Annotated in this window: 11 protein-coding genes; 3 read left to right on the top strand and 8 right to left on the bottom strand. The window is 59.5% G+C overall.

Annotated elements, in window-relative coordinates; translation table 11 throughout:
• Positions 1-73: 73 nt before the first annotated feature.
• Positions 74-754 carry a hypothetical protein gene (locus HKN06_04265; GenBank protein NNF60528.1) on the top strand — a complete coding sequence of 227 codons (681 nt, stop codon included), beginning with the start codon at positions 74-76 and terminating at the stop codon, positions 752-754.
• A 2-nt stretch (positions 755-756) separates the two neighbouring features.
• Here the strand turns inward: HKN06_04265 and HKN06_04260 are convergent, their stop codons facing one another.
• Entirely contained in the window at positions 757-1,539 is a 783-nt protein-coding gene (locus tag HKN06_04260; protein ID NNF60527.1) for a hypothetical protein, read from the bottom strand.
• A 162-nt stretch (positions 1,540-1,701) separates the two neighbouring features.
• On the opposite strand from HKN06_04260, the gene HKN06_04255 reads away from it, so the two are divergent.
• On the top strand, positions 1,702-2,463 hold the full coding sequence (locus tag HKN06_04255) for a VPLPA-CTERM sorting domain-containing protein (protein ID NNF60526.1): 762 nt from the start codon (positions 1,702-1,704) through the stop codon (positions 2,461-2,463).
• A 73-nt stretch (positions 2,464-2,536) separates the two neighbouring features.
• Here the strand turns inward: HKN06_04255 and HKN06_04250 are convergent, their stop codons facing one another.
• From HKN06_04250 to HKN06_04225, 6 genes are all read right to left on the bottom strand, one after another.
• A complete protein-coding gene (locus HKN06_04250) occupies positions 2,537-3,070 on the bottom strand; it encodes a hypothetical protein (GenBank protein NNF60525.1) in 534 nt (177 codons plus the stop codon).
• Between the two features lie 60 nt (positions 3,071-3,130).
• A complete protein-coding gene (locus HKN06_04245; GenBank protein NNF60524.1) occupies positions 3,131-3,694 on the bottom strand; it encodes an NnrU protein in 564 nt (187 codons plus the stop codon).
• Between the two features lie 45 nt (positions 3,695-3,739).
• Positions 3,740-4,723, bottom strand: a complete 984-nt coding sequence (locus HKN06_04240) for a glycosyltransferase (GenBank protein NNF60523.1) — start codon at positions 4,721-4,723, stop codon at positions 3,740-3,742.
• A gap of 1 nt (position 4,724) precedes the next feature.
• Positions 4,725-5,693, bottom strand: coding sequence for a glycosyltransferase family 2 protein (locus HKN06_04235; GenBank protein NNF60522.1), 969 nt, complete (start codon positions 5,691-5,693; stop codon positions 4,725-4,727).
• A gap of 284 nt (positions 5,694-5,977) precedes the next feature.
• Positions 5,978-8,800 carry an exo-alpha-sialidase gene (locus HKN06_04230; GenBank protein NNF60521.1) on the bottom strand — a complete coding sequence of 941 codons (2,823 nt, stop codon included), beginning with the start codon at positions 8,798-8,800 and terminating at the stop codon, positions 5,978-5,980.
• Positions 8,797-9,261, bottom strand: coding sequence for a hypothetical protein (locus HKN06_04225; GenBank protein NNF60520.1), 465 nt, complete (start codon positions 9,259-9,261; stop codon positions 8,797-8,799). The genes HKN06_04230 and HKN06_04225 overlap by 4 nt, the downstream gene beginning before the upstream one ends.
• 144 nt (positions 9,262-9,405) lie before the next feature.
• Here HKN06_04225 and HKN06_04220 point away from each other — a divergent pair, with 144 nt between their 5' ends.
• On the top strand, positions 9,406-9,846 hold the full coding sequence (locus tag HKN06_04220; GenBank protein ID NNF60519.1) for a hypothetical protein: 441 nt from the start codon (positions 9,406-9,408) through the stop codon (positions 9,844-9,846).
• A 7-nt stretch (positions 9,847-9,853) separates the two neighbouring features.
• Here the strand turns inward: HKN06_04220 and HKN06_04215 are convergent, their stop codons facing one another.
• On the bottom strand, positions 9,854-11,134 hold the full coding sequence (locus HKN06_04215) for a hypothetical protein (protein ID NNF60518.1): 1,281 nt from the start codon (positions 11,132-11,134) through the stop codon (positions 9,854-9,856).
• Positions 11,135-11,983: the final 849 nt, after the last annotated feature.

Raw genomic sequence — 11,983 nt, 5'->3', positions numbered from 1 at the left:
GTCATGGCATCGTTCTTGCTTTTTTCTTTGCAGAAGCCGCGATCTGGCTGCTTTAAGTTAACCGGGCAATGCGATGAAAAAGATCAACAACGAAGTGATTATTCTGGCACTGGTGTTCCTGCTCGGTGCCGCGGCCGACAGTGCGCTGGCATCGACCGCCTTTGGTACGTACGAGTTGAGTGCCGCGATGGCCGATGCGCAGTACTACGCCGGCAGCGGTGATCATGCAATTACCATCAGCGGACAGGATTACCTGTTTACCGGCGCGGACGGCACGCTGATCGAATACGACGACGGTACGGCCATGTTCAGCGGCTACGCTCACAGTATCGATGATGCCGGCAGCGGCTACATGGTAACCCTGTCGTTGTCTGGCCGAACGGCCATCGCTCCACCGGACAGCCCGAAACGGGAACTGATGTCCGGCGCTTACAGTGACAACGGCGGGCCGGTCGATACCGGAACCTGGTACTACTACACGGGCTTCAGCGGCACCTTCGACGGCATCGGAGCACTGGCTGGCACGACCCTGATCATCACGCAGCGTGGCCCGGCATTCCAGATCGGTTTTGGTGCAAACAACAAGAACCTGAACTTTGGCGCCTCGGCCTGGTTCTGGGCGGAAGATGCCCAGGGCAACAGCAGCCGTGGCGATATCAATATAGATATGGCAGTGGTGCCGATCCCGGCTGCACTGCAGCTGATGATCTCCGGACTGTTTGCGCTCGGCCTGGCGACACGGCGGCCATCCTGACCCTATTTGCCGCTGAAGCGCGGCGCGCGTTTTTCTACAAAAGCGGATCGCCCTTCGCTGAAATCGTCACTGGCAAAACAGGCCGCCTGTAGTTCAGCTTCCCTGCGATAGGTTTCATCGTATGTGTGGCCCAGCGCAAAACGCATCGCTTCTTTTGTCCGCGCCAATGCCAACGGTGCACGTTGTGCCAGTTCGTCAGCCCATGCCAGCGCATCTTCGAGTGCGTGGTCGGCCGGTGCCAGCCGGTTGACCAGTCCCAGGCGCAGCGCTTCAGTGGCAGGGAGGCGTTCAGCTTCGATTGCCATCTGGTAGGCGCGCCGGTAGCCGAGCTGGCGTGCCAGCAGGAAATTGGCGCCACCATCGGGAATCAGGCTGATGGTGCTGAACGGGCAAAGCAGAAAAGCATCGTCGGCCATGACCGTCAGGTCACAGACCAGCGCCAGCGACAGGCCAATGCCTGCGGCCAGCCCGGTTACCACACTAATGACCGGCTTGTTCATGGTGATGATGGCATCGAATGACGGTTTGTACTCGTTCATCAGTACCTCATTGATGTCGAGCTGTTCGATATCATCCTTGAGGTCGGCGCCGGCTGAAAAGGCGCGCCCCTCACCGTTGATAACAACAATGCGGACGCTGTCGTCAGTTGCCATCTGCCGCAGCACAGTTGCGAGTTCTTTTCGCATGGATGAATTGATCGCATTGAGCGCAGCGGCACGATTCAGCGTCAGCAGCGCAGTCCCGGGCGACGGCCGCTGCAGCGCTAATGTACTAAATTGATTCATATGTATTGGGCCAGGTGTAAAGGTGGTCACATTTGTACCACGAGAGGGTAAAAGAGCGTAAAGACAAAGTCAGTCAGGTACTTATTTACGGTAAACTGCGAACACGAGCGTGGGAAACACGCCTGCTAAAAAACACAAGAATATTTCCCGAGGGACATAATAATGAAGAGATTTATCCTGGCCGTTACCGGGCTGGTGGCAATTTTACTCAGTCACGGTGCCGCAGCTACTCCGGCAACACTCCTGTCTGAAACTTTCGACGGCGTTACCAGCGGTTACTCCGGTTCGGATCCACGCCGTTTCGGTATACCCGACATCAGCAATTTTGGTGCTGACAACGACTGGTTTGGTGCCAGGTTCGAGGCGCCGGACAATGGTACGCCGGCTCACGACGTCGGCGTACAGCAGTACGGCGGCAGTAGTAATGGTTCACCGGTGGGTATTGCCGAGGACGATGGCGGCCTGCTGATCAGCTTTGATGCCAGCATGTACACTGACATTACGCTGACATTTGACTGGCGTACTTTTTCCGCCGGTTCGTACGACCGGCTCGTTGTCGGTTACTTCGTCGGTGATCTTGCGGCAGGGCATCCAATCGGTTTTGTAAATGGCCAGATCGACCTGCGTCCGACCAGCCATGGCGGTCCGGCTGACGGCGTCTGGAACTGGGAAGGCGGCGGCTGGACCGAACTGCTGCGTGCCGGGCCAAACAACAACTTTTCCACCGCGACGTTTGACCTGGCAGCCGCTGCTGGTGAATCGGAAGTCTGGCTGGCGTTCTGGCTGGATGGCGGCGAGGGCGACTTTGCCAAGATCGACAATATTCGCGTCACTGGCGAAACAGCGGTTATCCCGGTGCCAGCCGCAGTGTGGCTGATGGCATCCGGCCTGCTGGGCCTGGGTGCGTTGCGTCGCCGCAGCTGAACCTCGTACCTGCGAAAACGCAAAAGCCCCGCCTTCGAGCGGGGCTTTTTTGTGCCGGCCGTGAAGCGACTGCTCAGCGGTCGGTCAGCGCGCGCGCCAGCTGCTGGTAGCTGCTCTTCAGCTGCGGCCCGAACAGTGGATCGCGTGCGATCTCGAGCTGCTCGTTGAGCGTGTCCCAGTCGTGGTGGCCGAAGACCACCTTTATAATGGGAAAAACCCGGCCTTCTTCGATGTTCATGTGCGCCCGCAGGGTATCAACGTATGCCGCGCCGGTGGCGGGCAGTGATTCCGGAATCCCGGCGCGGGCCTCTGTCAGCAAGCTCAGAAACTGTGTGCCGCTGCTACCCAGCAATTCGTGCTCGGCCGACAGCTGATCGACGATCTGTCGGGTCTCCGGAGCCCGGCGCACCAAAGCGGCGAAGACGATGTCCTCGGTTGGGTGATGGTAAATGTCGGGGTAGGCGGTCATGTAGCGCATCGCCTGGTGAGCCAGGTCAAGCCTGGACAGGTCACCACGGCTGGTGTGGTGCAGCGCTTCCTCGATCAGCTCGAGAAGGCGCGCCACATTGACGTGGTCTTCGTGCAGGGCTTGCATGATCGGGTGCATTGCGAGGCCATTACCGCTTAGCGCTTGACCAGTATACGCCTGCAGGCCGTTTACGTGTTGCTAGAAAGGCAGTGCGGCCCTGCCGGTAAAAACCGGGTGCAGCCACCCGAGTGCTGCGAAAAGCACAATGCCGCCGGCCACGGCAACAATGTCGGCGGACCAGGTTGCGGCTACCGGAGGTCGTGGTCCGTCACGACGATTGATAAGAAGCATTTCCAGGATTGCCCAGACGGCCAGTGTCCCGAACAGAAACAGTGAGCGGCTCTCGCCATTGACAAGCAGATGGGCCAGCGCCCAGACGACGACACCCGTCAACATTGGATGGCGCAACATCTGGCGGATATGCCCTGGTGCGTTTGCAGCAACAAGCAACACCAGGGCGAGCAGCATCATTACCGGCGTCAGCAGGTAGCCCCAGCCTGGCGGGGCGTAGAGAGAGACTGGCGGGCTGTTGCGCCAGCCGAATACGATCAGGACGAGGGACAGCAGTATCAGCGCCGAATAAAAAGCCCGATAAACCTGCGCGCCGAGCCCCGCGCGCAATCGCTGTCGCTGCTGTGGTGCGACGCTCGTAAACAGGTGAACGAGCGACCACAGCAGCAGGCCGGCGATCAGTAAGAACATGGCTGGTTAAGGTGGTGCGGAGCCGGGCGCCCCGGGGCCTGCAGATCAACCAGCCTGTCGGCCCGGCCGGTCTTCGTCATCCGTGGCCTGCTCAAGGTTAAGCGTCTTGAGCACGGTGTATTCCTTGAGTTCGCGTGCATGCATGAAGATTACCAGTTCGCCCACCAGTCCTACAGCAAAGAGCTGTACACCCAAAACGGCCAGCACCAGGCCGAGCAGCATGAGCGGTCGGTCCGCCAGGGCCATGGACATCACCAGCCGCTGGAATATTGTCAATGCCAGTACCGCGACACCGGCAGCGATTGAAACCGATCCGGCCATACCGAAGAAACGCAACGGTCGCTTGGTGAACTTGACCAGGAAAAATACGGTCAGCAGGTCGATCAGCCGCTTGATATAGGTCGACGGACCGTGCACCCGCAGCTCTTTATCCTGCTGTGCCTGCGGCAGGCTGACTTCGACACAGCTAAATCCACGCTGGCTGGCAGTGATAGGCAGGAACCTGTGCAGCGCGCCGTAAACGGGAACCTCTGTTGAAACAGTTTTTCGTAGCAGCCTGACGCCGCAGCCCAGGTCTCGAAACGGCAGCCCGGTCATGGCAAGAACGGCGCGATTGAACAGCTTGTTGCTTATCCGGTTGAGCAGGTGGCCACGGATCGGCCAGCGGCGGGCGGAGAGCAGGTCGTGCGAGCCGGCCTGGTCGAGAAGCTTGTGCATGCTGGCTGGCTCGATCTGCAGGTATGGCGGCAACGTCAGCAGCCACTCGGAATCGGCGGCATCGAAGCCGATGGATAATGCGGTGCTCTCGCCAAAGGCGTGATTGAGCTTGATCACCCGCACGGCAGGATTGCTTGCGGCTATTGCATCGAGCGCAGTCGCTGCGGCGTCATGACCACCGTCGACCACGAATACATAGCTCAGGTCCTGCACGTGCGGGCGCAGCGCTTCGTCGTAAGCGGCAAATACCTCGTCCATGTTGCCGTGTCGGCGTGAAGCAATGGTGACAATGACGGTCAGGTCGTTAAGCACGCTATTTCTCCGCTGCCGAATCAAGTGCCGTCAGTATTGCCATATCACCGGGGCGCCTGCCCGATGACCTGGTAATCAGTTCGCTGATCACCCCGCAGACCACCAGGAAAACCGCGGCGCTCAGGGAGACAATCAGTACGCCACTGGGCAGGACAATAGAGGCGCCCGCGCCTGAGGACCAGATTGCGGTGACCCACGCCAGAGATGCGAGCACAAGCAGCACGAATGGCAGCGCAAGCAGGCTGAACCAGAGCAAAGGCTGGAAGGCAAACGCGGTGATCATTTTTATCGACAGCAGGTCAAAGATGACTTTGTAGACTCGTGACAGGCCGTATTTGGACTCGCCAAACTCCCGGGCGTTGTGACGGACTTTGCACTCGGTGATCCGGGCGCCGGTTATCGAGCTGAGGGCGGGTATGAAGCGGTGCATGTCGCTGTACAGCGGCACTTTTTTGATGACGGAGCTGCGATAGGCTTTCAGCGAGCAGCCATTGTCCTTGATTGGAACACCCGTGACTTTGCCGATGATCCAGTTGGCAATCCGTGACGGCACCTTGCGGGTAATGAGTTTGTCCTGGCGGTCAAAGCGCCAGCCAACGGCAATATCGGCATCGGTTTCGACACAGCTTACGAGCTTTTCGATGTCACGCGGGTCGTTCTGGAGATCACCATCCATCGTAACCAGTATTTTGCCAGAGGCGTGATCAATGCCGGCCGCCATGGCCGGTGTCTGGCCGTAGTTACGACGAAACCGGACGACCTTTACCTGCGGATCGATCGCGGCCAGTTCTTCGAGCCGCGCGTAAGTCGCGTCGGTGCTGCCATCATCGACAAACACCAGCTCGTAGTGCCCGGCAAAACGCGAGTGATCGAGGGCTGCAACGATTGCCTCATGCAGCCGCCCCACGTTCAGCTCTTCGTTGTACAACGGTGCGATTACCGACAGGAAGGGTGTGGTGGTATTTGCCATTTATAAACCGGACTGAGTGATCACGAACGCCGTGACGGCCAGTGTAGCGTAACCGTCAATGCGAGCTGACGCACCCGTTGGTTACATAAAGTGGCGAGCTACGGGCAGCCGGTGTCTCAGCGGGCCATAGCAGTGCGGTAAGGGCGAGGGGTGTGAGCCGCTGTGAGGTGTCTGACCGCGCGTTGGCAGGCAAGGCGGCGCGGCTCCGCGCCGCCTGCCAGCCATTCGCGGGAAAAGGGGCAGGGCTCCTCCTGAAAGAGGGGGGGAGGAGGAGCCCGTCCGCTTTAGTCGATCAGGCCACTGGGTCCGGGCTGGCCGCCAAACTGCTCGCGCATGATCGCCAGGTCGAAGGTGTTAACGACCTCGTTGCAGTCCAGGTCAGCGTCCTCCCCGGGGCCCTGATTGCCGAAATCCGTTCGCATGACCGCAAGATCGAAGGTGTTGACTATGCCGTCATTGGTCAGGTCGGCATCGCAAAGGTTGCCGTAGCCATCACTGTTGGTATCACACTGATCTGCGTTGGAAATTGCCGAGCAGTTATCACAACCGTCGCCAATACCGTCCAGATCGGTGTCCGCCTGTGACGGATTGAAGGTGACCGGGCAGTTGTCAGCAGAATTGCTGATGCCGTCAATGTCGAAATCGTTGGGCGACCAGTCGTATGACCGCGTGGCGTCGACCGTGCGCTGGTTGTTAAAGTAACTCGCGACCGGCATGCCATCGAGCTCGGCCTCAGGCTGGGCCAGTGCGAAAGCCACAACAGAGCGAAACGCCGGATGTGGATTCAGCGCGGGATCGATACCCATCGCTGCGTAGGGCACTTCGATAACGATGCTGTTCCCGAGGCGGCAGTCGCCCGCAACCACGGTGCCATCGGCGCTACTGTAGTTCGAGCGCTTGATGCTGCCGCTGGCGTTGCGTGCCACGCCAACCGGCCCGTAAAAGCAGGTCGGTGACGTATCGCCGAGGTTGAATTCCATGCCGGCCGTGTACACCTCTTCGCGCGTTCCGCCCGCCGTTTCGTGGACCACCTCGAAGCGCGTGACCCACAGCGCCTTCTGGGTGATCCGCGGATCGCCGACGCCGTAGGTTGGGTTCAGCGCTGCGTTCAGGTTGCTCAGGTCGGCAACGTTGAGCGTAACCAGGACGCCATCGGTGGTGGCTCCCAGGTTGCTGGCCAGCAGGTCGAGCGCCGGATGAGTCGGACCCTCCGCTGTGCCGGCCTTCGGATAAGTTGCATCGCCCAGCGGATCGGTGACCTGGTTCATGCGTGGCAGCGTGTTGTTGATGGTTTTTCCTGCCAGCATCGATGCTCCGGCGATCTGTCGCGTCGACATGATGTATGGCTGCGGAATCTCAGTGGCAGGATCGACTGGTGCCTGCGCGTGCCGCCCGTTGTCGGCGAAGATGAATACCATCGATCCGTCGCTCTCGTCGATATCAACCTCGTTGAACTCGAGCAGCGAGCGATCGCCCTCCGGCACCGACAGGTTGCAGCCCAGACCGCTGGTGCAAATTGCATTGAAGTGCAGTGGTGTATCGGTCACCTTGTACTGGATGTAATCCGGCTGGGGGTCGAGAGCGTTCAGCGACTGTGACAGGTACAGGTCCCAGACCTGGCCATCCGCGCCATCGGGGCTGGGCGCATCGGCGGTCGCGTTGTACAGGATCGCGACGCGTCCCGGCGATCCGGCAACCATGTAGGGATTGACCGCGAGATCAGAATCACCGGGCAGATTCACCCGCACGGGCGAGGACCAGGTGTCGCCGCGGTCGGTCGACACCGCAACGTGCACGTCAAAGGAGCCGCCCTCAATCCAGCCGTAATAAAGATTACCGTCTGTGTCGATGGCTAGCGTCGTGAACACGTTGCCGACGTCGCTGTCGCGGTTCGCGACCGTCAGCGCATCGAAAGTGTTGGCTACCGGGTCGTAACGACCGACCTTGGCCACGCTTCCCAGGTAATAGGCCTGATACAGGGTGCCGTCGATCGGATCCACTACTGGATTGCCGGTCTGTGACACCTTGTTGTTCGAGAAGCCAAAGAAGTCTGTAATCTCGCCAACCGGATCGTAGGTTGCTCCGGCATCCGTAGTGGCATAAATCTGAATAGCCGTTTCTGTCAGCGGGTTGCCGCCGATCAGGCCGCGACGAAATGTAATGTAGGCATCGATATTGGGGCCGGTGCCGTCGGCGAACGGTGAGGCCACGATCCACTGCCGGTCCTGGATCGGCTGCAGCGGATTGGTGCCATCCACTTTGGTGCAACTCATCGTCTGAAAATCGTCGCCTGAGTTACCGACAGTGATATTGATCAAGGCGGCCAGGTCGTTGACGTAGATCTGACCGTTGCGATCGATGACTGTGTCGGAATCGCCGCCACCGTCGATCTCCTCGCACGGACGCGGGCGCGGTGCAGCCAGCGGATCCTGCACCAGCTCAAACGTGTGGGCGCCGTCACGGCTGCGCCACCACAGACTGGTCGCGTTCGAAGTGCCCCACGGGGCATCGCCTATAACGAGCGGGCGGCTACCGTCCGCCGGCAGCACCGGCGACACGTCGATCGAAGGCTCACCGGTATGGAGCTGCGAGTCCATCAGCGTCGGTGTCGCAAATATTGAACGTTCATTCGGTGGGGGAGACGCCCGCAGCGGAGCCTCCGCAGCATTGATGAGCATTGCGGTGGCCGCATAGCTCGAGAGCGGTGCGGTTGTCGCCCATGCCTGCACCACGACCTCGTAAGTGCCGGCTGGAGGATTGAACAAGGCAATTTTTTCGTTCGAGCCCGATGAGCCGGAGCTGCCGGCCTGGTTGCCGGCAGGATCGAACACCTGCATATCGTAATCGTCCTGGTCAGGCGTGGGCCCGGTCGAATCCATCTCGATAATCACCTTGTACGGCGAATAGGACGGCGGCACGATGGTCAATTCGAAGGTGTCGCAACTGGACGGGTCACAGGCCGCCGGATTTGACGAACTCGGGGCGCCGGTCCACATCACGGTGGTCGATGCCTCAGATACCGTGCCGACTGGCGGCGTTGCGGCATATGCAGCTGAGCAACAGCTTATAAGGGCCACAGCAGCTGAAAAATTTCTGAGCTGATTCATTGTTTCGATCTCCAGTTTCTGATGGCGGCGATCAGTTCATCGACTTCGTCGCTCGTCGCTTCATAACGTTGTTCGTCAACCCCGCTGCGTAACATCTCGTCGACTGCGTCCAGGCGTCGTTCGTGGGCGGCGGCCAGCAGGTTGATGGCGTCGATAAGGGCTTTGTTGCGGGTGTATCCGGCGTAGGTGACGCGGAGTTTCTGCACCTGAAAGCGTGCCCGACCATCGACGATCGGGCTGTTGCCCCGCGCGTCCATGCCCTGCTGCAGGCGGGCAATGATGCGGTCTGACCATTCATCGATCTGGCCGTGCGCATTTTCCACGTAGCCAATCGCCTTCAGGTCCCTGGCGTCGATCCCGGCGGCCTGCAGGCTGGCAGCGACCGGGTGCAACGGTCCCGCCGACGCGAACGAGGCCGGCATCAGCAGCAGCGCCAGCAGAAATGGCAGACAGATTCTCATGGACCGTCTCCGGCGTTATTGTCACGGCGTATTGTCGTGAGCACTCCACCTGTCTGCCATGAGGGTAATCACCCAGAGACGGTTGCCGTATTCACCCAGTTCTTGTGGTCAGGCTGCAGAGGGTTTGCCTTGAAGAGTTGGGTGGTGCGGAAAAATGACTGGAATGTCACCTGCACCCCGGAATTTACCGGCCTGCCGCATCAGAATATCTGCGTAATCAGGCCGGCGAACTATGCAAACATGAACACAGCACGCTTTAATCTAATATTCGAGGGCGAGGTAGAGCCCGGGCATGTGTCGGATGATGTCCGACACGCACTCGAGGAACTGTTTAACTTCGACGCCGAATTGCAGGCAGCGTTATCTCTCGGGCAACCTGTTTTTCTCGGTGAGAGTATGGACGCTGCGACGGCCAATACTTTCAAACAGGCACTGGCCGGTGCCGGCGCCAGAACGCGACTCCAGGCGGCCAATACCGAAGATGAGACCGACCTGACCGACAGGCGATCCGCACAGCGTCGGCTTCGTGCCAAGCGCCGCACGCACGCTCGGCCCGTTACGCGGCTCGGCCTGCGGCGTGCCTGATGCGCCGCTAATAAGCTGCTGTGCAACCGCTGGCGCTTGGTCCAGGTTCACTGGGAAAGAACGTTCTCGCTATCGCCAGGTCAAGCAGGTTGACCGCACCATCACCGTTGAGATCTGCGTCAGCATCATCGGTGAGGAACACCGTCCTGAACATCGCAAGATCCAGCAGATTCACAATACAGTCGTTGTTGAGATCAGGATCACAGGCATTGCCGATGCCGTCGTTATTGGTGTCACGCTGGTCAGCATTACCGATAGTTGCGCAGTTGTCGTTACCGTCAAGAATTTCGTCACCGTCGAAATCCTCGGCGGAACTCTTCACCAACGCCGCGGAAGAAAGGCTGCTATCGAAAATACACGGGGCGAACGCAGTAACAATGTCCTGGACACACTGCAGACTCTCACCGAAGTTGATGGTATCTGAAAATCCTTGCGGACCAAGACATGCCTCCGGAAATCCCGGCTGCAAAAGAACCTGGAAGGCCGGTGTTGGTGCAGCAGTCCTCCAAAGGGTTCCGGTACCGCGGGTCACGAGGCATCCGTTCAAATCCACCTCTGTTGCGTTTACCAATTGAAACAACATCCAGCACGGGCACGCCTCGATACCTTGACCCGCCGGACCTTCAGGACCGGCCGGCCCTTGTGGACCCTCCGGACCGGTCAGGCCTTGCGGACCTTCAGGACCGGGCAAGCCCTGGGCACCATCGGCACCCGGCGGACCGGTCAGGCCTTGTGGACCCTCAGGACCGGGCAAGCCCTGGGCACCATCGGCACCCGGCGGACCGGTCAGGCCTTGCGGACCTTCAGGACCGGTCAGGCCTTGCGGACCCTCAGGACCGGTCAGGCCTTGGGCACCATCGGCACCCGGCGGACCCGGAGGTCCGGGAGGCCCCGTTGCTCCCTGCAAAGCTTCGGGACCAAGCCCTTGAACTGTCGAAGCGTCGTCTGCCTCGAACGCGTAACTCACTTTGGTAAGTTGTCGCCGTGGCACCATCTCCGCATCACCCGACACGGTAATACCTATCCACAATGGGCCGTCGAACGTGCCTGGAGGAAACGGATTCAGCGGATTTCCGAGCAGGACCGAGAATAACCCCTGATCCACAGGAACGGTCTGCATGTCCGTCCATAGTGGAATACCCTCTATCGGCACGTTATAGATCGAAAATGTGATCGTCGATACTCCATTGACGGGTGAGCCCGATGCATCAGCGAGATAGCCCTGGTAACTCAGGCTGTCGGGCACCGCCGCTTGGCCGGGAATAGAAAGACAAATGCTGAAGATCACCGCGGCAATGATTGCGGCGGCAAAAGTTGAGCGTGTCATTACAGTGTCTCCTCAAGGCGTACGCTGCGCCCCTCATCTGCCCATACTGAGAACGTACGCCGCTGCTTCGCGTGGATCAATCAGGGCTTACCGAATTGGTGATGCTCCGCAGTATTCGGCTGCATTCGACCTTCCAGTGACTATTCTTTGATATGAACCGCCGAGGAAAAAATGCTCTGCAGCAGAGAGGGTCGCCATGTCTGTGAGATTGTGCATGGAATAATCGTTGGTTTCCTTGCCACACCTGATCAGCTGCATTACTGCCCGTTTCCGCCAGTTTCGGTGCCTCAATAACGAGACGAAAACGCAACAACAGTACTGACTGATTCGCGTGCGCACGTTCAGCGCATGGCACTGCTCGGGAAAGCCGGGGAACGGTGCCAACGAAACGGTGCCGGTGTTAGCTTACTCAAGAAAACATGGCTAACGCCGGAGTGACGCTAGCAGTTGCGAAGCAACGGCGGATAGTTTTGGTGTCGCTTCGCGACCGATTCGATTTGCGTGTGTAAATACGCGCAGGAGCGCCCTTCGGGCGATTGCGTCGCTTCGCGACCGATTCAATTTGCGTGTGTAAATACACGGCTCGGCCTGCGGCCTCACGGCAGTGTCGCTGAAGCGACGGATTTTATTTACGCGTGTAATTACGCGCAAAATTGGTCGGGGTGAGAGGGTGAGGCGGAGATAGGCGAAGCGCCAGCTTCGCCCCGGCGAACGCCCGAGCGCATGCAGGCCTCGGCCTGCGGCCTCGCAACAGGAGTCGCTCCGCGACCCGTCCGGTCTGCGTGTCGGGATACACGCAAATCCGGCCGG

This window comes from Gammaproteobacteria bacterium (assembly GCA_013003425.1).
Taxonomy (GTDB): Bacteria; Pseudomonadota; Gammaproteobacteria; order Steroidobacterales; family JABDKV01; genus JABDJB01.
Note: the sequence above shows the minus strand (reverse complement) of the source record. Positions and strands in the feature narration are given on the sequence as shown.